This window comes from Micromonospora sp. CNZ297 (assembly GCF_007827625.1).
Genome location: NZ_VISU01000005.1, coordinates 166,176 through 187,721, shown reverse-complemented (window position 1 = coordinate 187,721; position 21,546 = coordinate 166,176). Strand labels below are relative to the sequence as shown.

Below are 21,546 nucleotides of genomic sequence, written 5' to 3'. Positions count from 1 at the left end.
TCACGCTCCGCCCGCGGGGAGGACCACTGTGAACGTGCTGCCCCGGCCGGGTTCGCTGGTCAGCTCCAGCGTCCCGCCGAGCAGCGTGATCAGCCGGCGCGCGTACGGCAGGCCGAGCCCGGTGCCACCGACCCGGGTCGTGCCGGGCACCTGGTAGAACTCCTCGAAGACCCGTTCGTGCAGCTCCGGCGGGATGCCCACGCCGGTGTCGGTGACCGACAGCGTCCACTGGCCGCCGCGGCGCTCGGCGCGCAGGCGTACCTCGCCGCGTTCGGTGAACTTCAGTCCGTTGTGCAGCAGGTTGCGCAGCACCTGGGCGAGCAGCACCTCGTCCGAGCGCACAGTGGCCGGGGCCGGCGGTTCCTCGACCACCAGCTCCACCTCGGGGCGCGCGGCGAGCGCCCGCAGCGTGCCGCGCAACTGCCCGAACACGGCGCGCAGATCGACGTCGGACCAGTCCGGCTCGATCCGGCCCGACTCCGCCTTGGCCAGGTCGAGCAGCTCGTTGACCAGCCCCAGCAGGTCGCCCGCCGAGGAGCGGATCAGCCCCACCTGACGGGCCTGCTCGCCGGTGAGCGGGTCGGAGGCGGAGTCGGCGAGCAGCCGGGCCAGGCCGATGATCGCGGTGACCGGGGCGCGCAGCTCGTGGCTGACGTTCGCCAGGAACCGGCTCTTCGACTCGCTCGCGGCCCGCAGCTGGGCGGACTTCTCGTCCAGTTCGGCGTAGAGCGCCACCACACCGCGGTTGGTCTCCTCCAGCTCCTCGGTGAGCTGGTTGTAGAGCGCCATCACGCCGTGGTTGGTCTCCTGGAGTTCGGAGTTCAGCACCGCCAGCTCGTCGCGCTGGCTGCGTACCTCGTCGAGGGCGGCGATGAGCTGCGCGTTCTGGGCGGCCAACTCGTCCAGCGCGGAACCCGGCGCGCGCTCGGCCAGCTCGGCGCGGAGCTCGGCGGCGCGCTCGGCCGTCAGCTCCTCGGCGTGGTCGGGCACTCGTCGGGACATCCTCACGACGGTATCGCCCTCGACGGCCACCACCCGCAACGTGTCCACCAGACGCGCGACGGCGCCGGACTGCGGCTCGTACCGTCCACCGGGGAGCGGACGCAGCGGCGACAGGTCCACCTGGAGGACCCGGCGGCCGACCGCGTCCCGGTCGAGGGCGAACGTCACGTCCGCGCCGTCGGCCCCGTGCAACAGTTCCCGGGCCACCTCGCTGAGCGCGGTGGCGATCCGTACCTGGTCCTGATGTTCCAGCCCGACCGCCGCGGCCACCTCCCGGCCACGCTGCCGGACCAGGAAGATGTCCTGCTCCACCCGGAGCGCGAGGTGCAGGAGGGGCTCGGTCATGCCGCCCCCCGGGCCACCAGGACGCAGGCGTCGTCACGGCGGACACCGGCGTCGCGCAGCAGGGTCGCGGCGGCCAGCAGCGGGTTGCGGCCGGCGAGCCCGGGATAGTCGTCCAGATCCCAGCGGTCCACCACTCCGTCACTGTGCATGACCAGGGTGGCGTCGCGCGAGAAGGGGTAGTCGTACCCGCGGATCGCCGGACGCTGGTGCCCGGCGATGCCCGGCAGCGATACCAGCCCGCGCCGCCGCTCGCCCGGCGCGACGATCATCGCGGCGATGTTGCCCAGCCCGGCGTAGCGGAGCACGCCGGCGGCCGGATCCGGTTCGGCCACCGCGAGCGCGGCGCCCCGGGTGTGCGAGATGGCGGCGTGCAGGTGCCGCACCACGACGTCCGGCGGCCCGTCCGGCGCCGAACGGAACGCGGACACGGCGGCACCTGTGGCGGCGGCGGCGAGCGGCCCGTGGCCCAGCCCGTCGGAGACCAGCACCTGCCGCCGGCCACCGACCTGGCGGACCGCGTACCCGTCGCCGCTCGTCTGCTCGCCGGTGATCGGCCGGGCCAGCCCGCCCGCCCAGTCCGGCTCCGGCGGTGCGGCGTCCCAGACCTGGACGACCAGGACCGTGCCCCGCCCCGGCGACGAGTAGCCGTCGAACCGGCTCGACTGCCGGGTGATCGCGCCGAGCCCGATGCCGAGCGTGCCGGCGGTGGAGTGGCCGTCGGCGGAGGAGAGCGTGAGGTCGGCCATGCCGGGGCCGGAGTCGATCGCGACCAGCTCCACGCCGGCCCGCCCGCCCCGGCGTGCCGGACGCATCAGGAGCGTGCCCTCGCGGGCGTGCTTGACCAGGTTGCTGGTGATCTCGGCGGTGACGATGGCCAGGTCCGCGACGCGCGCCGCGCTCAGTTCGAGCTGCCGGCCGAGACGCTCGGCCGCCCGGCGTACGCTGCCGGCGGTCGCGCCGGTGTCGACCCGGAACCAGATGCCGTGGTCGGGCACCACGTCGGCGATCATCGCGACCACTTGGTGACGGTGATCCGCGTCCCCTCGCCGACAGCCGTCCGGATGTCGAAGTCGTCGACGAGCCGGCGGGCGCCGCTCAGTCCCAGGCCCAGCCCGCCGCCGGTGGTGTAGCCGTCGGTGAGCGCCAGGTCGAGGTCGGGGATGCCCGGGCCCTCGTCGGCGAAGACGATCCGCACGCCGCGCCGGCGGCCGTCGGACACGGTGCTCACCTCGGCGCTGCCCCCGCCACCGTAGATCAGCGTGTTGCGGGCCAGCTCGCTGGCGGCGGTGACGAGCTTCGTCTGGTCCACCAGGGAGAGGCGGACCGCGACGGCTGTGGTACGCGCCAACTGCCGGACCCGCACCACGTCCTCGTCGCTGCGGATCGCCTGGGTCGCCGGCACACCCAGGTCGACGCCCGTGGTCATGCCGTCGCCGTCGTCTCGGTGTCCTCGTCGTCGGCCGCCTCGTCCCACTCGTCGGCGCGGCTGGCCGCGATCAGCTCCATGCCGCGCTCGACGTTCAGCGCGGTACGGATGCCGTTGAGCGACAGCCCCAGTTCGACGAGCGTGATGGCGACGGCCGGGCGCATGCCGACCACCACCGTCTCGGCGTCCAGCACTTTCGAGATGGACGCGATGGTGGACAGCATCCGGCCGACGAAGGAGTCGACGATGTCCAGTGCCGTGATGTCGATGATCACGCCGTGGCAGCCGGTGGCGACGATCCGCTCGGCCAGGTCCTCCTGCAACTGGACCGCCGTCTGGTCGGACATGTCGACCTGGATGGAAACCAGCAGGATGTCGCCGATCTTGAGGATCGGCACCCGTTCCATCAGGGCTCCCGGCGCGGGCGGCGAGCGGTGGTCTCGACCCCGGTCAGGCGCAGCACGTGGCGCAGCGCGTCGGCGAGGCTCGCCTTGGTGGCGATGTCACCGAACTCGATGCCGAGGGCCACGATCGTCTGGGCGATCTGCGGGCGGATACCGGAGATGATGCAGTCGGCGCCCATCAGCCGGGCGGCCACCACGGTCTTGAGGATGTGCTGCGCGACCTGCGTGTCCACCGCCGGTACGCCGGTGATGTCGATGATCGCGTACGGCGAGCCGGTGTCGACGAGCGTCTGCAGCAGCCGCTCCATCACCACCTGGGCGCGGGCCGAGTCCAGCGTCCCGACCAGCGGGACGGCGACCACGCCCTCCCAGAGCTTCACCACCGGGGTAGACAGCTCCAGCAGCTGCTCCGCCTGGTCGGCGATCAGGCTTTCGCGGGCCCGGACGAACGTCTCGAACGTGAACAGGCCCATCTGGTCGACGAGCGCGGAGAAGGCGACGAAGTCGCGCAGGGTCTCGTCGCCCTTCTCATCCTCCATCAGCTCCAGCAGGGCGTCCTTGCACGCGAACACGCTGATCGCGGTCTCGGTGGCGGAGAATCCCTGGCGGGCCCGGTTGGTGGACAGCTCGGACAGCACCGCCCGCAGCTCACCGCCGTGCTCGTCGGCCAGGTCGGAGACGCCCTGCCGGCCGGCGTCGACCAGCGCGCGGTGCAACTCCTGCACCTGGCGAGCCAGCTCGGCCCGGCTCAGGCGGCCGCGCAGCGAACTGCCGACGATCTCCGTCCAGCGGTTGGTCAACCGGTCCGCGTGCTGACTGAGCAGGTGGGCGAGCCGACCACCCTGTTCGGCGCTCAACGCCATGGTGACCTCCCTGATTTGGACGGGCGGACTCTATCACCGGAGGCCGGGGCGCTACTTGTCACGGAGCAAAGAATGATCGACCGCACCCGTGACCGCTCCCGTTCTGCGCGGCGCGCCCATCGTGGGATACCGTTTCCCCCGAACACAGGAGGTCGACGAATGTCCTTGACGGTGCACACGGAACAGCGCGGCGACGTGGTCGTCGTGTCGGTCGCGGGCGAGCTCGACATGGCCACGGCACCGCAGCTCCAGGACCAGATCACGGATCTGCTGGACAAGGGGCGCAGTCGCCTCGTCTTCGACCTGGCCGAGGTGTCGTTCTGCGACTCCACCGGCCTGTCGGTGTTCGTCCGGGCGAAGAACAACTGCGACGAGGCGGGCGGCGTGGTCCGGCTGGCCGCCCCGCAGCGCGGCGTGCTGCGCATCCTCGAGGTCAGCGGCCTGGTCGAGGTGCTGCACACGTACCCGACGGTCGAGCAGGCCGTCGCGGGCGATCCCACCCCGGCCTCCTCCTGACCGATCCCGCTCAGCGCTCGTCCTCGATGTAGCGGGGACGGGCGATCACCATGCCCGCCGCCGTCTGCACGGCCAGCGCCACCAGCAGGAAGCCGATCGGGGCGGTCCAGCCGCCTGTCGCCTCGTAGAGGATGCCCACCAGCAGCGGCCCGAGAGCCGCGATCACGTACCCGGTGCTCTGCGCGAACGCGGACAGCGCCACGGTGCCCTCGGCGGTCCGGGCACGCAGCCCGATCGTGGTCAGGATGAGCGGGAACGCGCCCTGGCCGAGCGCCAGCAGCAGCACCCACAGCGGCGCCAGGCCGTGCGGGGCGAGCGCCAGACCGGCGTACGCGGCGGCGGAGAACACGGTCAGCGACAGCACCAGCGGGCGGAGCGTGGCCAGCCGTCCGGCGAGCGCCGGCATCATCAGCGCCACCGGCACGCCCAGCGCGGTCACCCCGGCGAGCAGCAGCCCGGCCGTCTCCGGCCGGTATCCGGCGTCCCGGAAGAGCTGGGCCAGCCAGCCCATGATCGCGTACCCGCTGAGCGACTGCGCCCCGAAGTAGACCGCCATGGCCCAGCCGAGCCGGGTCCGCCCCGGCTGCACGCGGGCCGGGGCGGCGACCGCCACCGCCGGGGGCGCGGCCCGTCGCGCGGCGCGGGCGCGCAGCGCCAGCGGCACCCACGGGAGTACGGCCAGCGCGGCCAGCCCGGCCCAGATGCCGAGTCCGGCCCGCCAGGAGCCGAACGCGTGCGCCACCGGCACGGCGGCCGCCGCGGCCACCGTCGTGCCCACCGTCAGGGCCATCGTGTACGCCCCGGTGACCAGTCCGGTGCGGTGCGGGAAGTGCTGCTTGACGAGCATCGGCAGCAGGATGTTCGCCACCGCGATGCCGGCCAGCGCGAGCGCGCTGGTGAGCACGAAGACCGCGGCCGAGCCGGTGACCGCGCGCAGCACCTGCCCGACGGTGAGCGCCACCATGGCCACCACCAGCACCCGGGGCGCGGCCCAGCGGCGGACCAGCCACGGGGTGAGCGCGCCCAGCCCGGCGAACGCGATCGTGGGCAGCGTGGTGACCAGGCCGGCCATCGCGCCGGAGAGGCCCAGCCCGACCCGGATCTCGTCGAGCAGCGCGCCGAGGCTGGTCACCGCGGCCCGCAGGTTCAGCGCGACGAGCAGCATCCCGGCCAGGACGAGCAGGCCGCCCCGGACCGGGCCGGCCGCCGGGGCGGGGCCCGCCGCGGGTGTGACGCCGGGTGCGGGCACTGTCGCGGCGGGCGCAGGTGGCGGAGTCATGACCTCGAACCTACAATCATGGGATGAATTTCGGCACGAGGTGTAACCGGTGACACCCGCCCGGGATTCCGTCGCCGCGCCTCCGCGCGGTCACCGGGTCCGGCAGACGATCGAGCAGCTCCGGGAACGGATCCTCGGCGGCGAGTGGCCGGTGGGCGGGCGCATCCCCACCGAACCGCAACTGGTCGCCGCGCTCGGCGTGGGGCGGAACACGGTCCGCGAGGCGGTCCGGGCGCTCGCGCACGCCGGGGTGCTGGAGTGCCGGCAGGGCTCCGGCACCTACGTGGTGTCGACCGACGAGCTGGCGCCGGTGGTGGCCCGCCGGCTCACCGACGACCGGATGACCGAGGTGATCGAGGTCCGGCGCGCGTTCGAGGTCGAGGCCGCCCGGCTCGCCGCGCTGAGGCGTACCCCCGGGGATCTGGCGGCGCTCGACGGCGCGCTCGCGGCCCGCGAGGCCGCGTGGCGCGGCGGCCGGGTGGACGAGTTCGTCGAGTCGGACGCCGCGCTGCACACGGTCGTGGTGGCGGCCGCGCACAACGCCATGCTCGCCGAGCTGTACGCCTCGGTCGGCGCGGCGCTGCGCAGCACGGTGGCCCAGGCGATGGGCGAGGCGCTGACCTCCGAGCGGTACGTGGACCACAGTCGGCTGGTCGAGGCGATCCGGGCCGGCGACCCGCAGCGGGCGGCGATCGAGGCCGGTGCTTTTCTCGAAGGGCCCGCCGGGGCATAGGTTGTCCCCGACGCAGACTCATCAGGGCACGGGAGTACGGATGCTCAAGGGCTTCAAAGACTTCATCATGCGCGGCAACGTCGTCGACCTGGCGGTCGGTGTCGTCATCGGTGCCGCGTTCACCGGCGTGGTGACCCAGCTCACCAAGTCGTTCCTGGAACCGCTGGTACGCGTGTTCATCGCGCTGATCACGGGCAGCAAGAACGGGCTCACCGGCTCGACGCCGACGTTCCGTGAGATCCCGTTCGACTGGGTGGCCTTCGTCAACGCGGCGATCACGTTCCTGCTCACCGCGGCGGCGCTGTACTTCCTCGTCGTCTACCCGATGAACAAGCTCGCCGAGCGGCGCAAGCGCGGCGAGGAGCCGCCGCCCTCGGCCCCGAGCGAGGAGGTCAAGCTGCTCACCGAGATCCGCGACGCGTTGCTCGCCGGCAACCACGGCACGCCCGGCCAGCGCAGCGCCCTGGACGACGTGCTCGGCCGCCGGCAGGAGCCGCCCGCGCCGCGCTGAACGCCATAGCCGATCGGCCCCCGCGACGATCTCGCGGGGGCCGACGTGTATCGAACACATGTTCGATAGAGTCCGGGCATGGAGCAGCGCAGGCACTGGTGGAACGGGAAATGGGGACGGCTCGCCCGGCGTGACGTCTTCCTCCGGGTGGACGGCGACCGCTGGCACGTGGAGCAGCGGGCCGGCGGCGCCGAGGGGGTCTCCCGGTTCTACGAGCACGCCAGCGTCGAGGAGGCCGAGGAGACGATCCGGGCGCTGCTGGACGGCACCGACACCTGGCGCGAGCTGTCCCCCCGCCCGCCGGGCGGCTGGGCCCCCTCCGTTTAGCGCCCGCGCGCCCCGGGAACCGCTGCTGCATGAGCCAGCAGCAGGACACCGTCTCCCGGGTCACCACCGGCATGCGGGTGGTCGACTCCGCAGGCGTCGAGGTGGGCACAGTCGATCTCGTGCAGCGCGGCGACCCGGCCGCGGTGACAGTGCAGGCGCCCGCCCCGGTCGACCCGGGCAGCAGCCTGGACGAGCTGATCGAGTCGGCGGCGGCCGAGGAGCCGGACGTACCGGCCGACCTGGCCGCCCGGCTGCTGCGCGACGGCTACCTCAAGGTCTCCACCGAGCTGGTCCGCACCGGCGCGGTCTACGTGCTGGCCGACCGGATCGCCGCGGTGGGCGACGGCGCGGTACGCCTCACCGTCCCGGCCGCGGAGCTGCCCGCCGAGGAGTGACACCCGGGGTCGAATGCGCCGATTCGGCGGCCCTGCGCGTCGAGGCGGCCACGCCCGGAAAGCGGCCTACGCTCGTCGGGTGCTCCTGACCTATGTGGACGAGTCGTACACCGATCGCTGGTACTGGATCGGCGCACTTCTGGTCCCGGAGGCCGTGGCCATCCCGCTCAGCACCGCACTCGACGAGGTGATGACGGACGCGGCCAAGGCGTACGGCATCGACCGAGCCGCCGAACTCCACGGGTACGACCTGTTCCAGGGGCGGACGGCCTGGGCGAGGGTGCCGCCACGCGCCCGGATCGCCGTCTACAACGCGGCGCTCAAGGCGGTCGGCACGTACGACGTCACAGTCATCCTGCGCGGCGTCGACCGGCACGGCCTCACCCGGCGCTACGGGCTCACCCGCCCCGCTCACGAGGTGGTGCTGTCACACCTTTTGGAACGGGTGGACGGATACGCGGCGATGCGGGACGAACTGGCCCTGGTGATCGCGGACGAGGTCGACAACCCCGCAAGGCACCGCTCGGACCTGACCCGTTACCGGGTCGACGGAACCGGGGGCTACCGTTCCCGGCGGCTCAGCCGGATCGTGGACACCCTGCACTTCGCCCCGTCGCACGCCTCCCGGCTGGTGCAGGCCGTCGACCTGGTCACCTTCCTGTTCCGCAGGATGGCGAGCGGGGCGGGCGCGGATCCTCGGGAGGCGACGACGAACACGCGGCTGTGGTCCTGGGTCGAGCCGCGCCGGTACCACTCGTGGTGCTGGCATCCGGCCGGCGGCCGACGCACGAAGGGCCCGCCTGAAAGCGGGCCCTAAGGCGGTTGCGGGAACCCTGACGGGCCTCCTGCGCACTCCAGGTTAACAGTTCGTCACCCGGTCCGGCCGGAAAGCGTCGGGGCGGATTCGGTCCGGGGCGGCTCGACCGGCGGGGATGCGACCGCCCGGCGGCGGAACAGCAGCAGCATCAGCCAGCCCGCGACCAGTCCCCAGAACGCGCCACCCACCCCGAGCAGGCTCACCCCGGAGGCGGTGACCACGAACGTCACCACTGCTGCCTCCCGCGCGTCCGGCTGGGCGACCGCCGCCGTGACGGCCCCGGCGAGCGCGCCGAGCAGGGCGAGCCCGGCGACGGCCTCGACCAGCACCGGCGGGGAGAGCAGCACCAGGGCAGTGGCCACGCCGGCGCCCAGGCCCAGCAGAGCCAGGCCGATCCCGGCGGTGACCGAGGCGATCCAGCGCCGCTCCGGGTCCGGGTGGGCGTCCGGGCCGGCGGCCAGGGCCGCGGTGATCGCCGCCAGGTTCACCGCGTGGCCGCCCGCCGGGGCGCCGAGGGCGGTGGCGAGGCCTGTCACCCGCAACGCCGAGCCCAGCGGGGCCCGGTAGCCGTACCCGGCGAGCACCGCGGTTCCGGGCACGTTCTGGGCGGCCATGGTGACCAGGAACAGCGGCAGCGCGAGCCCGACGACTGCGGGCAGCGTCCAGGACGGCGCGGTGAACGCGACGACCGGTGCGACGTCCAGCCGGGCCGGCCCGGAGGTGGTCAGGGCGATCGCGACCACCGCCACGGCGAGCGCGCCCGGTACCGCCCAGCGGCGGGCGAACCGGTGCAGCAGCAGCCAGACCAGCACCACCGGCCCGGCGAGCCGGGGCACCTCGACCAGGGCGCGTACCGGGGCCGTACACAGCGGCAGCAGCACCCCGGCGAGCATGGCGGAGGCGATCGGGGCGGGGATCGCGGCGACCGCACGGCCGAGCGCGGGGATCAGCCCGGCCGCGATGATCAGCAGCCCGGCGAGCAGGAAGGCGCCGACCGCTGCGGGCCAGCCGCCGGCGACCGGTCCGGTGGCCACGAGCAGCGCCGCACCCGGCGTGGACCAGGCGATCGACAGCGGCAGCCGGTGCCGCAGGCCGAGCCAGACCGCGCAGGCGCCGCTGGCGACGCAGAGCGCGAGCAGGCCGGAAGCGGCCTGGTCCGGATCGGCGCCGACCGCGCGCAGCCCGGCCAGGACGACTGTGAACGAGCTGGCGAAACCGACCAGAGCGGTCACCACGCCGGCCAGGACGGGCTGGAGCCGACCGCCCATGCTCTCCTCCTCCGACCGTTCCGTTTACGGAACGGCACGGTGTAGCACGATAGCCCCCATGACAGCCGCCGCACCAGCCGATGACCGGGGCGCCCGGGAGGTCGGCAGGCGCATCCGCTCGCTCCGCACCGAGCGGGGCATCTCCCTGTCCGAGCTGGCCCGCCTCGCGGGCGTCGGCAAGGCCACGCTCTCCGGCCTGGAGAACGGCGTGCGCAACCCCCGGCTGGAGACGCTGTACGCGATCACCGCGCAGCTCGGCGTACCGCTGACCGCCGTGCTCGCCACGCCCGACCAGGCGCCGACCCTGCGCGGGGCCGCGGTGGGAGGCACGCTGCTGGAGGTCTTCAGCGACCGGGAGGCGACCTACGAGCTGTACCGGATGTGGGTCACCCCGGGTCCGGCGCAGCTCTCCCCCGCCCACTCCAGCGGCGTGACCGAACACGTGACGGTCTTCTCCGGCGTGCTCCGCGCCGGCCCGGCCGACGCCCCGCTGACCGCCGGTCCCGGGGGCTACCTGCGGTGGACCTCCGACGTGCCGCACACCTACGCGGCGGTGGGCGAGGAGGAGGTTCATGCGAGCCTCCTGCTGCGCTATCCTCGTCCGTCCACACCGGACAGTTGACGCATACCCAGGATGCAAGCTGATGACATTTCTTTCAGCAGACCCGCCAGCGCGTGCAGACGCGGACCCGTTCTTCTTGGCAAGCTTGTCCTCATGACGCTCATCCTCCGCTCGGCCATCCTCAACGACGTCGGCCTCGTCCGGACCAACAACGAGGACTCCGCCCTCGCCGGTGACCGCCTCGTGGCGGTGGCCGACGGCATGGGCGGGCTCCCCGCCGGCGAGGTGGCCAGCGAGATCGTCATCCGGATCCTGGACGAGCTGACGCCGCCCACCGGCGCCGACGAGGCGGCCGACGCGCTGCGCGCCGTCGTGAGCACCGCGAACCAGCGCATCCGCGCGGCCATCACGGTGGACCCGGCCCGCGACGGCATGGGTACGACGCTCACCGCCGCCCTGCTCGCCGGCGACACCCTGGTCCTGGCCCAGGTCGGCGACTCCCGCTGCTACCTGCTGCGCGACCACGAGCTGACCCAGCTCACCCGCGACGACACGTTCGTCCAGGCGCTGGTCGACCAGGGCGCGCTCTCCCGCGACCAGGCCCGGCACCACCCGCAGCGCTCGCTCGTCACCCGCGCGGTGCAGGGCTCCGACGCGCCACCCGCCGTCGGCGCGCTCACCGTGTTCGCCGGCGACCGGCTGCTGCTGTGCAGCGACGGCCTCTCCGACTACGTGGAGGACGCCGCCATCGCCGCGGCGCTCGCCACCTACGGGGACCGCCAGCAGTGCGGCGAGCAACTGGTGAAGCTGGCCCACCAGGCCGGCGCGCCGGACAACGTGACAGTGGTCATCTCGGACGTCACCGAGGCGTGAGCGGGCGCCCTTTCCGGTTGCGGACCGCGCCGGGTGCGGTTGGGATGAATGGATGCACATCCGCCGGCTGGCCGCCGATGAACGACTGACCACCAGCTTCCCGCTCCAGGCGTACGCGTTCGAGGCCTCGCCGATGGGCGCCTCCCGGACCGACCAGTTCCGCGCGTACCTGCCGTACAACGCGGGGAACACGACGCTGGTGGCCGAGGAGGACGGGGTCACCGCGGCGGCCGTGTCGGCGATACCGATGCGGCAGAACCTGCGCGGCGCGGTGCTGCCGATGGCCGGTGTCGCGGGCGTGGCCACCCATCCGCTGGCCCGCCGGCGCGGGCACGTCCGCACGCTCATGCAGCAGCTCCTCGACGGCGTGCGCGACGAGGGCCACCAGCTCACCGCGCTGCACCCGTTCCGCGCCTCGTTCTACGAGCGCTTCGGCTACATCGGGCTGCCCCGGCGGCGTACCGCGATCTTCAACCCGGCGGACCTGGCGCCGCTGCTGCGCGCCGACCTGCCGGACGAGCTGGTGTGGGAGCGGATCGGCGCGGGGTATGCGCGGTGGCGCGCGTACACCGAGCGGTGCCTGCGCGAACGCCACGGCTTCGCCGTCTTCCCGGACTTCCGGGCGGTCGGGCTGCGCGACCGGGACGACCGCTGGCTGGTCAGCGTGGTGCGCGGCGGCGAGACGGTCGGCGCTGTCACCTACCGCATCGACGACCACGCCGGCACGCTGTTGGCCGACGACCTGCTGGTCGACGACGCGTACGCCCGCGCGTCGGTGCTCCAGTTCTTCGCCCGGCACGTCGACCAGGTGGCCCGGATCAGCGTCCAGGTGACCCCCGACGAACTGCCCGAGCTGTGGCTCACCGACCTCGACGTGCAGGTGGAGGCGCGGGTCGCCCGGCCCGACCCGACCGCGCCGATGGCCCGCCTGCTCAGCCTGGACGCGCTCGCCGAGCAGCCGGTCGGGGTCGGCCGGGTACTGATCGAGGTAGTCGGCGACCGCTGGCTCGCCGGTCGCCACCTGCTCGACGGCACCACGGGCAAGCTCGCGGTGCTGCCCGCGCAGACCGCCGCCGAGGGCAGCGTGCCGGCCGCGCGGCTCACCGCCGCCGGGCTGTCCGCCCTGGCGTACGGGGTGCTCGACCCGGCCGAGGTGGTCGTACGCGGGCTGGGCGAGGTGCCTGTGGACGCGGCCGGTGAGCTGCGCCGCCTCTTCCCCCGGGAACTGCCGCACCTGTTCGCCGACTTCTGACCCGGTTGACGGCGCACGCCCCGGGGTAGGGTCCAGCGCGTGCCGGAGTGGCTGGAAGCGGGATTCTGGGGCCTGCTCGCCGGGTCGGCCCTGCTGATCGGGGCGGCCGTCGGGTTCTTCGCGCGCGTACCGCGCCGGGTGACCGCCTCGGTGATGGCGTTCGGGGCGGGCGTGCTGCTGTCCGCCGTCTCGTTCGAGTTGATCGACGAGGCGCACGAGCAAGGCGGGCTGCTGCCGGTGGCGATCGGCGCCGCGGCCGGTGCACTGCTGTACACCGCGGCGAACGTGCTGCTGGCCCGGCACGGCGCGCGGCACCGCAAGCGCTCCGGCGACGAGCAGCCCTCCGAGCGGGAACAGCCCGGCTCGGGTACGGCCATCGCGGTCGGCGCGCTGCTCGACGGCGTACCCGAATCGGTGGTGATCGGCGCGAGCCTGCTGGCCGGCGGCCCGGTCAGCCTGGTCACCGTCATCGCGGTGTTCCTCAGCAACGTGCCGGAAGGTCTGTCCAGCGCGGCGGGCATGCGGCAGGCCGGACGCACCCGGCGTTACGTGTTCGGGCTGTGGACGGCCATCGCGTTGATCTCCGGTGCGGCGGCGCTGGCCGGGTACACGCTGCTCGGCGGCGCGCCACCCGAGGTGCTGGCGACGATCACCGCGCTCGCCGCGGGCGCGATCCTGGCGATGATCACCGACACCATGGTCCCGGAGGCGTTCGCGGACGCGCACCTGCTGGTCGGGCTGATCACCGTGCTCGGTTTCCTTGTCGCGTTCGCGCTCTCGCACGCCTGACCGTCCCGCTCGGTGCTGTCTGCTGCCGCGCGGTCGCCGGCTCAGGTGCCGGCTGCGGCTCCGGCTTGGGCTGCGGCTCCCGGCGCCGGCTGCGGCTCCCGGCGCTGGCTGCGGCTCCGGTGCCGGCTGCGGCTCCGGCGCTGGCTGCGGCTGCGGCTTAGCGGCGGGTTAAGGATCGGCTGTGGAGTCGTGCCGGGGCGGCCGGTCCTCCTAGCATCGGGCGGTGCGCGTGAAGTCGGCTGTCACTCTGCTCGCCCTCGCCCTGACGACGGCAACGCTGCCCGCCTGCGGTGACGATCCGGCCCCCGCGCCCGACGCCGGCGTCGCCGGCTCGTCGGCCAGTCCGGCAGCCGCCCCGTCGGCCTCCCCGAGTGGGCGGGCCGGTCTCGGCAGCGCCCGGCCGAGCCCCAGCCCTGCCACCGTCACGTTCCGCGCCGGCAACCCGAACGGCCGGGCCGCCGTACCGGCCGAGGCGCGTCCGGTGGACACCTCGCGCCCGACCCGTACCGTCGGCAGCGGCACCCCGGCGAGCTGCACCTCGGAGGCGGTGGTGAAGGCCGTCGCGGCCGGTGGCGTCATCACGTTCGACTGCGGACCCGCGCCGGTGACCATCACCATGAAGGCCACAGCCAAGGTGGTGAACTCGCACGGCCCGCGCGTCGTGCTGGACGGCGGCGGCACTGTCACGCTGAGCGGCGGCGGCAAGCGCCGGATCCTCTACATGAACACCTGCGACGAGGCGCAGGGCTGGACCACCTCGCACTGCCAGAACCAGGACCACCCGCGGCTCACCGTGCAGAACCTGACGTTCGCCGACGGGGACGCCACCGGCGAGCGGACCGAGGGCGGTGGGGGCGGCGCCATCTTCGTGCGCGGCGGGCGGTTCACCGTGATCAACTCACGGTTCGTCGGCAACCGCTGTGACCGCACCGGCCCGGACCTCGGAGGCGCCGCGCTGCGGGTGCTGAGCCAGTTCGAAAACAAACCGGTGTACGTGGTGAGCAGCACCTTCACCGGCGGGGTGTGCGCCAACGGCGGGGCGCTGAGCAGTATCGGCGTCTCCTGGACGGTGCTGAACAGCGTCTTCCGGGACAACCGTGCGGTCGGTACGGGAGCGAACCCGGCCCGGGGCGGCACGCCCGGTGGCGGTAGCGGCGGTGCGATCTACTGCGACGGCAACGAATTCGCGGTACGGATCGCCGGCACGGTGATCGAGGACAACAGCGCGAACGAGGGCGGCGGCGCGATCTTCTTCGTCAGCAACAACCGCACCGGCACCCTGAAGATCGACAGCAGCACCCTGCGGCGCAACCCCAGCCGAGGCTTCGAGACGAAGGGCCACCCCGGCATCTTCTTCCTGGGCGCCCAGATCTCCTGACCGTCCTGCCCGCTCCTGCCCGACCCCGCCCCGCCCCGTCCCGCCCCGCCCCGCCCCGCCCCGCCCCGCCGATCATGAAGTTGACGGCCTCCCTGTCGGCGTGTCGCCCCGTCAACCTCATGATCGCCGCCTGACCGACCGGCTCGCGCACGCCACCCTCGCCCCGCCTCGTCGATCATGAAGTTGACGGTTCCGTCGTCGGCGTGTCGCCCCGCCAACTTCATGATCACCGGCCAACTCCCGACCCGACGGCACCCACCCCGCCCGCCTCACCTCGCGCCTACCCTCTCAGCTTCGTGATCAAGGAGTTCGCGTCCTAGTTGATCTCTACGCGTGACACAAACTCCTTGATCGACAGGGCGAGGCAGGGCGGGGCGGGGTGACGGGCGCGGGCGCGCCAGGGCCGGGCCGGGGCTGGAGCCGGATTGGACAGGTGGCGGGCAGGGGCAGCGGCGAAGGGCGGGGTCAGTAGGGGTTGGGGTGGCCCGGGAGTTGGCCTCTGGTCAGGGCTGCGGGCCGCCCCGGAAGCGCCGGATCCGGGGACAGCGGCGGGGAGCCGGTCCCGGCACGAGTGGCCATGCCGGCGAACAGCTCCTTCAGCGCGGTCACCGTGTCGATGCTCGGGCTCCACCCGAGTTCGGTCTCGGCGCGGTGGCTGGACATCAGCGGCACGTTCAGCGCCAGGTCGACCCACCCGGTGTCGACGGGTTGCAGCCGCGCCCGCCAGGTCAGCGCCGCCGCGGCACGCAGCACCGGCGTCGCCACCGGCAACGTCCAGCCGTGGAAGTGCCGGGCCACCAGTTCCGGCGTCAGCACCGGGTCGGCCGCCACGTTGAAGGCGCCGCTCGCATCACCCACGACCGCCCGGGCGTACGCGTCCGCGACGTCGTCGGCGTGCACCGCCTGCATCCGGAGTCGCCGGTTCGACGGCACCAGCGGAATCCGGCCGTACCGCAGCAGGCGCACCGGCACCAGCGGGCCGAGGAAGTACCGGCTGATCTCCGTACCGGCCTCCCGCTGGAAGATCAGTCCCGGCCGCAGCCGTACCACGCGCAGCTTCGGGTGCTCCCGCTGTACGCCGTCGAGTAGTGCCTCGACCTCCGCCTTGTCCCGGCTGTACGACGACGTCTCCACACCGGTCGCCGGCCAGTTCTCGCTGACCGGCTGGTTCTTCGGGCCGGGCGCGTAGGTGCCGACAGATGAGGCGTACACCAGGGCCGGAACGCCGACCCGGACGGCGGCCTCGATCACCGCGCGGCTGCCGCCGACGTTGGTCCGGTAGAGCGTGCGGCGGTCGTGGCTGGGCTGGATCTGCCAGGCCAGGTGCACGACCGCCCGCGCCCCGGCGAAGATCCGCACGAGTTGGTCGGCGGCACCGGGTGCGCCGATGTCGCAGGAGTGCCACTCCACGTCGTCGTACGGTTCACCGGCGTCCGGTCCGGGCAACCGGCGGGCCACGCCGACCAGTTCGGTGCCCGCCTCCCGCCGCAGCCGGCGCAGCACTGCCGTCCCCACGTTGCCGGTCGCCCCCACGATCACGATGCGCATGACGGGTGCGGTACCCGCTGAACCGGGCAGCAACCGCTCACGGACGGGGGTTCGTCCGCACCCAGCCCCTCTCGCGGTCGCGGCGACCCGCGGTGGCGGCCAGGCAACGTGGGCAGAGCCATCCCTCCGGGTCGGTCTCGGTGAGCACGTCGGTGCCGGAGTAGTCGAACGGCACGTGCGGGAAGCGGCGCAGCCGGGTCCGGCTCAGCGGCAGCCCGCAGAGCGTCTGGTTCCGGCCCGGCAGCCAGGCGTGCACCTCACCGCCGGGGCGGCGTACGCCGTCGTCGCCCGGCACCTCGCGGGACGCCGCCACGGCGGCGGTGCTCGTGACTCGCATGGTCGCCCAGGTTCCCCGGCCGCCGCCGTTCACGCCTGGCGGCGACAACCCCTGGGGTACGCGGGCGCAGCGCGTACTCCCGTGGTGGTAGCCCGATCGACGACTCCGGGGCGACGACCGGCGGCGATGCCCGTCCATACGCTGCCGCCGTCACCACTTGCCGCGACCCGAGGGAGTCCCAGAATGTCGATCCGTCACCTGCTCGCCACCACTGTCGTCGGAGAGTTCGCCCCGGCCGCGCACACCTCGCTCGCCGCCGGGGGCATCGGCGGCTCCGGGCGGGCCGGCGCCACTGTCATCGCCCTGGTGGGCCTGGCCAGCGTGGTCGTCGGCGGGCTGGTACTCAGCCGCTCTCGCCGGGGGCCGGGCGAGGGGCGGGTCCAGGCCCTGGTGGCTGCTGCGGCCGGACTGGTCAGCCTGGTCCTCAGCGCGTGGCATCTGGCGCTGACCACCGAAGGACTCGGCAGCGGTCAGGGGCGTGCCGGTGCGGTCGCCGGTGTGGCGTTGGGCCTGATCGGGGCGGTGCTGGGCGGGCTGGCGCTGGCCCGTTCCCGTCGCACCGCCTGACCGGGTCGCTCGTTCCGTCCCGGCGGCTCGCGTCGGCCCGGTTGCCCGCGTCGGCCCGGCGGCTCGCTCAGGAGGCGGTGAGCCATCCGGGGACGGTGAGCCCCGACTCGTACGCGAGCACCACCAGCTGAGCCCGGTCCCGTACCCGCGTCTTGGTCATGATCCGGCTGACGTGCGTCTTCGCGGTGGCCGGGCTCAGCACCAGCCGGGCGGCGATCTCGTCGTTGGACAGGCCGGCGGCGACCAGGGCGAGCACCTCCCGCTCCCGCTCGGTGAGCGCGTTCAGCCGGGGGCCCGGGTCCGGATGCCGGGTCCGGGCGGCGAACTCGGCGATCAGCCGGCGCGTGACGGCCGGGGCGATCAACGCGTCGCCCCGCGCCACCACCCGTACGCCATGGATCAGCTCCGCCGGCTCGGTGTCCTTCACCAGGAAACCGCTCGCGCCGGCCCGCAAAGCGCCGTAGACGTAGTCGTCCAGGTCGAAGGTGGTCAGGATGATCACGCGGGCGTCGGTGCCGGTGACGATCTCCCGGGTGGCGGCGAGCCCGTCCAGCAGCGGCATCCGGATGTCCATGAGGACGACGTCCGGTCGTCGTTCCCGCGTCAGCCGTACCGCAGTGGTGCCGTCGGCGGCCTCGCCGACCACCTCGATGCCGTCCTCGCCGTCGAGGATGGAGCGGAAGCCCGCGCGTACCAAAGTCTGGTCGTCGGCGAGCAGCAACCGGATCATGTCGTCTCCCCCTGTGCCGTGCGTGGCGCCGGGATCGGCAGTGGGGCGGGCCGCAGCGGTAGGCGGGCCCGCACCAGGAAGCCGCCGTCCGGGCCTGGCCCGGTGGTGAGCGAGCCGCCCAGCGCCCGGGCCCGCTCGCCCATGCCGAGGATCCCGTTCCCGGGCGGGCCGGCGGGACCGGCGCCGTCGTCCGCCACCTCCACCAGCACCTCGTCGCCGTCCGGCACGACCCGGACCACCGCCGTGGTCGCGCCCGCGTGACGGCTCACGTTGGTGAGCGCCTCCTGGACGATCCGGTACGCGGACAGATCCACCTCCGGCGGGAGCGGCCCGGCCTCCGTCACCTCGGTACGCACAGTCAGCCCGCGCCGCCCGGCCGCCGTGACCAGCTCGTCGAGGCGGTCGAGACCGGGCGCGGGCCGGTTCGGCGTCGTACCCTCCTGCCGGAGCACGCCCAGCGCAGCCCGCAGCTCGCGCAGCGTCTCCCGGCTCGTCTGCTTGATCACGGTGAGTGCCTCCGCCGACCGCTCCGGATCGGGCCGGTGCAACGCCGCGCTCGCCTGCACGCTGATCAGCGACAGGTGATGGCCGAGCAGGTCGTGCAGCTCGCGGGCGATCCGTAGCCGCTCCTCGGTGGCCCGGTGGCGGGCCTCCTCCTCCTTGCGCTGCTCCGCGACGAGCACCCGGGCCTGCACCTCGGCGAGATAGGCCCGCCGGTTACGGGTGACGCCGACGATGACCGCGACGAGCCACCCGGCGTGCAGCAGCGTCGCGCCGTTCCCGCTGACACCGGTCCGGGTGTAGCTGTCGGCGACGGCGAACGAGACGACAGAGGCCAGGCCGAGCCCCACCGCGACAGCGAGGTACCCCTCGTCGACGACCGTGTAAAGCGCCACGACGAACACCAGCATGATCGGCCCGGGCCGGTGCAGCAGAGCCCCGTACGCGGCGACAGCGGCGAGCGCCACCAGCCCCACCGTCACCGGGTGTCGCCGGCGCAGGTAGAGCGCGGCGGACGAGGCCAGGACGACGAGCAGCGCCACGAGTTCGGCGGTGGTGTCGATGCCCTCCGACTGCACCACCAGGCCGAGCAGGGCCACCAGGGCGACGGCAGGCACGAGAGCGGTCCGCGCCCAGTGCCAGCTCGACATTGCCGAAGCGTAGCGGTCCGTGGACGCAGCGGAGGGCCCCGAAGCGGCGCCGTGGCGGTGTCGTGGCGTGGTCGGGAGGGTCGATGCGCGACGCACGCCGGGCTGATCGGCTTCGGGTAACCTGTGCCGTGCGGGCCGCTAGCTCAATGGCAGAGCTGTGGACTTTTAATCCATAGGTTCAGGGTTCGAGTCCCTGGCGGCCCACTCCCCCGCAGGTCAACGCCCCGTCCGGGGTGTTTTCTGCCGTGATCGAGGCCGGTACAGCAGCAAAGTACAGCGGTAGACCGGCCAGGGTCGCAGCGGCGTGAGCGACACAGCGAAGGGGCGGACGATGGCTGACGAGTCGCTCGTGCGCAACTCACGGCTACTCGGCTTGTTCACCGAGATCGTCCAAGGCCCGGAGGGAACCCTGCGGGCCGTTGAGGCCGCCGGGCGCGGCATCGCTGCCGAGGCGCGCTGCACACTCGCCGTACTCGCCGACAAGCTGACCATCAGGTCCGGCAGCCGGGACGAGCTGATTGAGAGCGCTCTTGCATCCGCCGATCGACTCATGGAGCTAGGGGCCATCGAGGACGATCTGAGCGAGCTGTGGTCCCGTCGCCGAGAGCGCGGTCTTGGCGACGAGGCTTTTGAGGCAAGCCTCCAGCAGATCGTCCTTCGCCTGGAGGCATGGCCCCTGTCCTGGTCACGCCAGCCCGAATGATCGGCGGCCCGTCTTTCATCGGTCGAGTGCGCGGCCGAGCCGCTTGAGCACGTCGAGGGTGGCCGCCGAGGACACCACCGTGTAGATCTCCATCGTGATGGCGAACTGCGCGTGCCGGAGGATCTGCATAGCCACCCGAGGGTGCACGTCCAGGTCGGCCAGGAGCGGGGCGCAGGTCCGCCGGGCGTCTCGGACGGTGATCCGCCGGACCCCAGCCGCGTCGCAACGTCGGTCCCAGAAGCGGTTGAAGTTGCGTGGCTCGACCGGCCGGCCATACCGCGTGGTGAAGATCAGCTCGGAGAGCTGCCAGGCCGGGCCCGCGGTGTCCCGGGCGGCGGTCTGCGCGGCCCGCCGACGGTCGAGCGCCACGGTGCAGATGTCGGTACGTCTCAATCAACCCGGACAAAACGATTTGCTCGCTGCCTGAGGTTGACACAGGGGGTGCCATCGGTCGAGCGCGTTGCCGAGCCGCTTGAGAGCGTCAACGCCAAGTGACCGTCGCGGGTTGGCCCGTCAGTGGTGGAACCGCCAGCGGGTCGCGGTCAGTCCGTCCGAGCCGTAGCCGAAGGCCCGGACCAGAGAGATCTCGTAGAAGGCGTACCGGGGTGATCCGGGCAGACTCTCGTCGTGGGCTCGACCGTCGCGGATGTCGAATGCCCAGCCGTACTTCGTGGCGAAGGCGGCGGCCACCCCGCGCAGCGCGGCATCGCCTGCGACCTGGTGGGCCTTGCCCTCCACCACCAGGTCGAGGTCTTCGCCGCCGACGGTGAGGAGGGTGTGCGGGTTGCGGGCCAGGTTCCGGCCCTTGCGGGAGGCCGGGCGGCTCGCGACGCACGGCGCGCCGTCCACCAGTACCAGCATCACCGGGGCGGCATGCGGGCGACCGTCCGGCCGCACCGTCGACAGCCAGCCCCGGTGCGCCGATCGGAGGCATGACAACGCCTGGCTCCAGGGCTTGATGGTTGCCACGTCGGTGTCGAACGGTGTCGCGTCCTTCGGCCGGAAGAGCAGCTCGGCGATCGGCGTACTGACGGTCATGACGGATCCGTGGAGTCGTCGTACTCGTCGTGCAGCCGCCACCACTGGTAGGGCTGGGTCTGCGGCCAGCCCTCGGGTGAGTCTTCCCAGGTCTCCTGCCGGCCGTACGGCGTCAGGTCGAGGAAGGTCCAGTTGCTGCCGAGCCGTTCCACGCCGCGGGCGGTGGTGGAGTAGGTACGAAAGATCCGGTCGTCGGCGCGGAGGAAGACGTTCAGCGCGAACCCGTCGCCGGCTCCCATGTCGGCGTTGAAGCTGTTGTGCAGCGACGAGTACCAGGGCAGGGTCCAGCCCATCCGGTGCCGTAGCGCCATGAGGTCGGCAAGTGGGCAACCGGAGATCAGCGCGAGGGTGACGTCGCGGGCGTTGAGGTGGGCCGGGTGGCCGACGTTGTCGGTGAACATCGAGCAGCCCGAGCAGATGTCATCGGCCCCGTGCCACATGAAGGTGTACACGATGAGCTGGCGGCGGCCCTGGAACAGGTCGGCCAGACCGACCGGCCCGTCCGGGCCCTCGAACACGTACTCCTGCTCGACCAGCGTCATCGGCAGCCGGCGACGCGCCGCGGCAAGCGCGTCGAGCTGGCGGGTGAGCATCTTCTCGCGGCTGCGCAGGGTGTCCAGCGCGGTCTGCCAGTCCTCGGTCGGCACGATCGGTGGATGGTTCATGCGGCCTCTTCCCCGTGTCGTCAGCGGCATCAGGTCAGCCCGTTCCCTTAAGGAACGGTGCCGATGT

At 73.0% G+C, this 21,546-nt stretch carries 26 protein-coding genes, 1 tRNA gene and 1 pseudogene; 14 read left to right on the top strand and 14 right to left on the bottom strand.

Annotation, left to right across the window (positions count from 1 at the left end; translation table 11 throughout):
* From FB454_RS11960 to FB454_RS11940, 5 genes are read right to left on the bottom strand one after another with little or no spacing between them, the layout of a single operon-like run.
* Entirely contained in the window at nucleotides 1-1,347 is a 1,347-nt protein-coding gene (locus tag FB454_RS11960; protein ID WP_013283526.1) for a sensor histidine kinase, read from the bottom strand.
* Nucleotides 1,344-2,357: a SpoIIE family protein phosphatase gene (locus tag FB454_RS11955; RefSeq protein WP_013283525.1), complete on the bottom strand. Its 1,014-nt coding sequence runs from the start codon at nucleotides 2,355-2,357 to the stop codon at nucleotides 1,344-1,346. The genes FB454_RS11960 and FB454_RS11955 overlap by 4 nt, the downstream gene beginning before the upstream one ends.
* Nucleotides 2,354-2,773 carry an ATP-binding protein gene (locus FB454_RS11950; protein WP_013283524.1) on the bottom strand — a complete coding sequence of 140 codons (420 nt, stop codon included), beginning with the start codon at nucleotides 2,771-2,773 and terminating at the stop codon, nucleotides 2,354-2,356. Before FB454_RS11950 ends, FB454_RS11955 begins: the two co-directional genes overlap by 4 nt.
* Nucleotides 2,770-3,180 carry an STAS domain-containing protein gene (locus FB454_RS11945; protein ID WP_013283523.1) on the bottom strand — a complete coding sequence of 137 codons (411 nt, stop codon included), beginning with the start codon at nucleotides 3,178-3,180 and terminating at the stop codon, nucleotides 2,770-2,772. Before FB454_RS11945 ends, FB454_RS11950 begins: the two co-directional genes overlap by 4 nt.
* Nucleotides 3,180-4,040 (bottom strand): STAS domain-containing protein, encoded by an 861-nt coding sequence (locus FB454_RS11940; protein WP_145822948.1) that lies wholly within the window; start codon nucleotides 4,038-4,040, stop codon nucleotides 3,180-3,182. Before FB454_RS11940 ends, FB454_RS11945 begins: the two co-directional genes overlap by 1 nt.
* A 159-nt stretch (nucleotides 4,041-4,199) precedes the next feature.
* Between FB454_RS11940 and FB454_RS11935 the strand changes: the two genes are divergently transcribed.
* Nucleotides 4,200-4,556 carry an STAS domain-containing protein gene (locus tag FB454_RS11935; protein WP_018789120.1) on the top strand — a complete coding sequence of 119 codons (357 nt, stop codon included), beginning with the start codon at nucleotides 4,200-4,202 and terminating at the stop codon, nucleotides 4,554-4,556.
* A gap of 10 nt (nucleotides 4,557-4,566) precedes the next feature.
* Here FB454_RS11935 and FB454_RS11930 read toward each other — a convergent pair whose 3' ends face one another.
* On the bottom strand, nucleotides 4,567-5,835 hold the full coding sequence (locus FB454_RS11930; protein WP_145822947.1) for an MFS transporter: 1,269 nt from the start codon (nucleotides 5,833-5,835) through the stop codon (nucleotides 4,567-4,569).
* A 49-nt stretch (nucleotides 5,836-5,884) separates the two neighbouring features.
* Here FB454_RS11930 and FB454_RS11925 point away from each other — a divergent pair, with 49 nt between their 5' ends.
* From FB454_RS11925 to FB454_RS11905, 5 genes are all read left to right on the top strand, one after another.
* Entirely contained in the window at nucleotides 5,885-6,568 is a 684-nt protein-coding gene (locus FB454_RS11925; protein ID WP_145822946.1) for an FCD domain-containing protein, read from the top strand.
* A 40-nt stretch (nucleotides 6,569-6,608) separates the two neighbouring features.
* Nucleotides 6,609-7,079, top strand: a complete 471-nt coding sequence (gene mscL, locus FB454_RS11920) for a large conductance mechanosensitive channel protein MscL (RefSeq protein ID WP_120572143.1) — start codon at nucleotides 6,609-6,611, stop codon at nucleotides 7,077-7,079.
* A gap of 78 nt (nucleotides 7,080-7,157) precedes the next feature.
* Nucleotides 7,158-7,406: a hypothetical protein gene (locus tag FB454_RS11915; protein ID WP_121684401.1), complete on the top strand. Its 249-nt coding sequence runs from the start codon at nucleotides 7,158-7,160 to the stop codon at nucleotides 7,404-7,406.
* A 29-nt stretch (nucleotides 7,407-7,435) separates the two neighbouring features.
* Nucleotides 7,436-7,801, top strand: a complete 366-nt coding sequence (locus tag FB454_RS11910; protein WP_013283516.1) for a hypothetical protein — start codon at nucleotides 7,436-7,438, stop codon at nucleotides 7,799-7,801.
* A 79-nt stretch (nucleotides 7,802-7,880) separates the two neighbouring features.
* Nucleotides 7,881-8,618: a DUF3800 domain-containing protein gene (locus FB454_RS11905; protein ID WP_186461584.1), complete on the top strand. Its 738-nt coding sequence runs from the start codon at nucleotides 7,881-7,883 to the stop codon at nucleotides 8,616-8,618.
* Between the two features lie 53 nt (nucleotides 8,619-8,671).
* Here FB454_RS11905 and FB454_RS11900 read toward each other — a convergent pair whose 3' ends face one another.
* Nucleotides 8,672-9,886, bottom strand: coding sequence for a benzoate/H(+) symporter BenE family transporter (locus FB454_RS11900; protein WP_114919272.1), 1,215 nt, complete (start codon nucleotides 9,884-9,886; stop codon nucleotides 8,672-8,674).
* Between the two features lie 58 nt (nucleotides 9,887-9,944).
* Between FB454_RS11900 and FB454_RS11895 the strand changes: the two genes are divergently transcribed.
* The 5 genes from FB454_RS11895 (at nucleotide 9,945) to FB454_RS11870 (ending at nucleotide 14,740) form a co-directional block, all read left to right on the top strand.
* Nucleotides 9,945-10,508 (top strand): helix-turn-helix domain-containing protein, encoded by a 564-nt coding sequence (locus FB454_RS11895; protein WP_013283513.1) that lies wholly within the window; start codon nucleotides 9,945-9,947, stop codon nucleotides 10,506-10,508.
* A 93-nt stretch (nucleotides 10,509-10,601) separates the two neighbouring features.
* Nucleotides 10,602-11,321, top strand: coding sequence for a PP2C family protein-serine/threonine phosphatase (locus tag FB454_RS11890; RefSeq protein WP_099162983.1), 720 nt, complete (start codon nucleotides 10,602-10,604; stop codon nucleotides 11,319-11,321).
* Nucleotides 11,322-11,373: 52 nt separating this feature from the next.
* Nucleotides 11,374-12,573: a GNAT family N-acetyltransferase gene (locus tag FB454_RS11885; protein ID WP_145822944.1), complete on the top strand. Its 1,200-nt coding sequence runs from the start codon at nucleotides 11,374-11,376 to the stop codon at nucleotides 12,571-12,573.
* A 39-nt stretch (nucleotides 12,574-12,612) separates the two neighbouring features.
* Nucleotides 12,613-13,362 (top strand): ZIP family metal transporter, encoded by a 750-nt coding sequence (locus FB454_RS11880; protein ID WP_047893435.1) that lies wholly within the window; start codon nucleotides 12,613-12,615, stop codon nucleotides 13,360-13,362.
* A gap of 229 nt (nucleotides 13,363-13,591) precedes the next feature.
* Nucleotides 13,592-14,740 carry a hypothetical protein gene (locus FB454_RS11870; protein ID WP_145755643.1) on the top strand — a complete coding sequence of 383 codons (1,149 nt, stop codon included), beginning with the start codon at nucleotides 13,592-13,594 and terminating at the stop codon, nucleotides 14,738-14,740.
* Between the two features lie 465 nt (nucleotides 14,741-15,205).
* Here FB454_RS11870 and FB454_RS11865 read toward each other — a convergent pair whose 3' ends face one another.
* A complete protein-coding gene (locus FB454_RS11865) occupies nucleotides 15,206-16,288 on the bottom strand; it encodes an NAD-dependent epimerase/dehydratase family protein (protein WP_013473494.1) in 1,083 nt (360 codons plus the stop codon).
* Between the two features lie 37 nt (nucleotides 16,289-16,325).
* Nucleotides 16,326-16,625, bottom strand: a complete 300-nt coding sequence (locus FB454_RS11860; protein WP_114921176.1) for a hypothetical protein — start codon at nucleotides 16,623-16,625, stop codon at nucleotides 16,326-16,328.
* Between the two features lie 183 nt (nucleotides 16,626-16,808).
* Here FB454_RS11860 and FB454_RS11855 point away from each other — a divergent pair, with 183 nt between their 5' ends.
* A complete protein-coding gene (locus FB454_RS11855; protein ID WP_145822943.1) occupies nucleotides 16,809-17,192 on the top strand; it encodes a DUF6223 family protein in 384 nt (127 codons plus the stop codon).
* 67 nt (nucleotides 17,193-17,259) lie between these two features.
* Here the strand turns inward: FB454_RS11855 and FB454_RS11850 are convergent, their stop codons facing one another.
* Both FB454_RS11850 and FB454_RS11845 read right to left on the bottom strand, forming a co-directional pair.
* Complete coding sequence (locus tag FB454_RS11850) at nucleotides 17,260-17,922, bottom strand: response regulator transcription factor (protein ID WP_145822942.1); 663 nt, start codon at nucleotides 17,920-17,922, stop codon at nucleotides 17,260-17,262.
* Nucleotides 17,919-19,073: a sensor histidine kinase gene (locus tag FB454_RS11845; protein ID WP_145822941.1), complete on the bottom strand. Its 1,155-nt coding sequence runs from the start codon at nucleotides 19,071-19,073 to the stop codon at nucleotides 17,919-17,921. The genes FB454_RS11850 and FB454_RS11845 overlap by 4 nt, the downstream gene beginning before the upstream one ends.
* 132 nt (nucleotides 19,074-19,205) lie before the next feature.
* Here FB454_RS11845 and FB454_RS11840 point away from each other — a divergent pair.
* Together FB454_RS11840 and FB454_RS11835 are read left to right on the top strand one after the other, a co-directional pair.
* Nucleotides 19,206-19,277: transfer RNA gene (locus FB454_RS11840), tRNA-Lys, on the top strand.
* A gap of 127 nt (nucleotides 19,278-19,404) precedes the next feature.
* Nucleotides 19,405-19,776, top strand: coding sequence for a hypothetical protein (locus FB454_RS11835; protein ID WP_013473489.1), 372 nt, complete (start codon nucleotides 19,405-19,407; stop codon nucleotides 19,774-19,776).
* 15 nt (nucleotides 19,777-19,791) lie between these two features.
* On the opposite strand, the pseudogene FB454_RS11830 reads toward FB454_RS11835, so the two are convergent.
* The 3 genes and pseudogenes from FB454_RS11830 to FB454_RS11820 form a co-directional block, all read right to left on the bottom strand.
* Nucleotides 19,792-20,157: pseudogene (locus FB454_RS11830) on the bottom strand (tyrosine-type recombinase/integrase); the annotation flags it as partial.
* A 132-nt stretch (nucleotides 20,158-20,289) separates the two neighbouring features.
* The gene (locus tag FB454_RS11825) at nucleotides 20,290-20,814 is read right to left on the bottom strand and encodes a pyridoxamine 5'-phosphate oxidase family protein (RefSeq protein WP_145822940.1); all 525 of its coding nucleotides are present in this window, start codon (nucleotides 20,812-20,814) and stop codon (nucleotides 20,290-20,292) included.
* Nucleotides 20,811-21,479 (bottom strand): DUF899 domain-containing protein, encoded by a 669-nt coding sequence (locus FB454_RS11820; protein ID WP_145822939.1) that lies wholly within the window; start codon nucleotides 21,477-21,479, stop codon nucleotides 20,811-20,813. The genes FB454_RS11825 and FB454_RS11820 overlap by 4 nt, the downstream gene beginning before the upstream one ends.
* Between the last annotated feature and the right edge of the window lie 67 nt (nucleotides 21,480-21,546).

Excerpts from the sequence above, each read along its gene's own strand:
- FB454_RS11960 (WP_013283526.1), bottom strand. The coding sequence starts at position 1,347 with ATGACCGAGCCCCTCCTGCACCTCGCGCTCCGGGTGGAGCAGGACATC.
- FB454_RS11955 (WP_013283525.1), bottom strand. The coding sequence starts at position 2,357 with ATGATCGCCGACGTGGTGCCCGACCACGGCATCTGGTTCCGGGTCGAC.
- FB454_RS11950 (WP_013283524.1), bottom strand. The coding sequence starts at position 2,773 with ATGACCACGGGCGTCGACCTGGGTGTGCCGGCGACCCAGGCGATCCGC.
- FB454_RS11945 (WP_013283523.1), bottom strand. The coding sequence starts at position 3,180 with ATGGAACGGGTGCCGATCCTCAAGATCGGCGACATCCTGCTGGTTTCC.
- FB454_RS11940 (WP_145822948.1), bottom strand. The coding sequence starts at position 4,040 with ATGGCGTTGAGCGCCGAACAGGGTGGTCGGCTCGCCCACCTGCTCAGT.
- FB454_RS11935 (WP_018789120.1), top strand. The coding sequence starts at position 4,200 with ATGTCCTTGACGGTGCACACGGAACAGCGCGGCGACGTGGTCGTCGTG.
- FB454_RS11930 (WP_145822947.1), bottom strand. The coding sequence starts at position 5,835 with ATGACTCCGCCACCTGCGCCCGCCGCGACAGTGCCCGCACCCGGCGTC.
- mscL (WP_120572143.1), top strand. The coding sequence starts at position 6,609 with ATGCTCAAGGGCTTCAAAGACTTCATCATGCGCGGCAACGTCGTCGAC.
- FB454_RS11915 (WP_121684401.1), top strand. The coding sequence starts at position 7,158 with ATGGAGCAGCGCAGGCACTGGTGGAACGGGAAATGGGGACGGCTCGCC.
- FB454_RS11910 (WP_013283516.1), top strand. The coding sequence starts at position 7,436 with ATGAGCCAGCAGCAGGACACCGTCTCCCGGGTCACCACCGGCATGCGG.
- FB454_RS11900 (WP_114919272.1), bottom strand. The coding sequence starts at position 9,886 with ATGGGCGGTCGGCTCCAGCCCGTCCTGGCCGGCGTGGTGACCGCTCTG.
- FB454_RS11895 (WP_013283513.1), top strand. The coding sequence starts at position 9,945 with ATGACAGCCGCCGCACCAGCCGATGACCGGGGCGCCCGGGAGGTCGGC.
- FB454_RS11890 (WP_099162983.1), top strand. The coding sequence starts at position 10,602 with ATGACGCTCATCCTCCGCTCGGCCATCCTCAACGACGTCGGCCTCGTC.
- FB454_RS11885 (WP_145822944.1), top strand. The coding sequence starts at position 11,374 with ATGCACATCCGCCGGCTGGCCGCCGATGAACGACTGACCACCAGCTTC.
- FB454_RS11865 (WP_013473494.1), bottom strand. The coding sequence starts at position 16,288 with ATGCGCATCGTGATCGTGGGGGCGACCGGCAACGTGGGGACGGCAGTG.
- FB454_RS11860 (WP_114921176.1), bottom strand. The coding sequence starts at position 16,625 with ATGCGAGTCACGAGCACCGCCGCCGTGGCGGCGTCCCGCGAGGTGCCG.
- FB454_RS11855 (WP_145822943.1), top strand. The coding sequence starts at position 16,809 with ATGTCGATCCGTCACCTGCTCGCCACCACTGTCGTCGGAGAGTTCGCC.
- FB454_RS11850 (WP_145822942.1), bottom strand. The coding sequence starts at position 17,922 with ATGATCCGGTTGCTGCTCGCCGACGACCAGACTTTGGTACGCGCGGGC.
- FB454_RS11845 (WP_145822941.1), bottom strand. The coding sequence starts at position 19,073 with ATGTCGAGCTGGCACTGGGCGCGGACCGCTCTCGTGCCTGCCGTCGCC.
- FB454_RS11835 (WP_013473489.1), top strand. The coding sequence starts at position 19,405 with ATGGCTGACGAGTCGCTCGTGCGCAACTCACGGCTACTCGGCTTGTTC.
- FB454_RS11825 (WP_145822940.1), bottom strand. The coding sequence starts at position 20,814 with ATGACCGTCAGTACGCCGATCGCCGAGCTGCTCTTCCGGCCGAAGGAC.
- FB454_RS11820 (WP_145822939.1), bottom strand. The coding sequence starts at position 21,479 with ATGAACCATCCACCGATCGTGCCGACCGAGGACTGGCAGACCGCGCTG.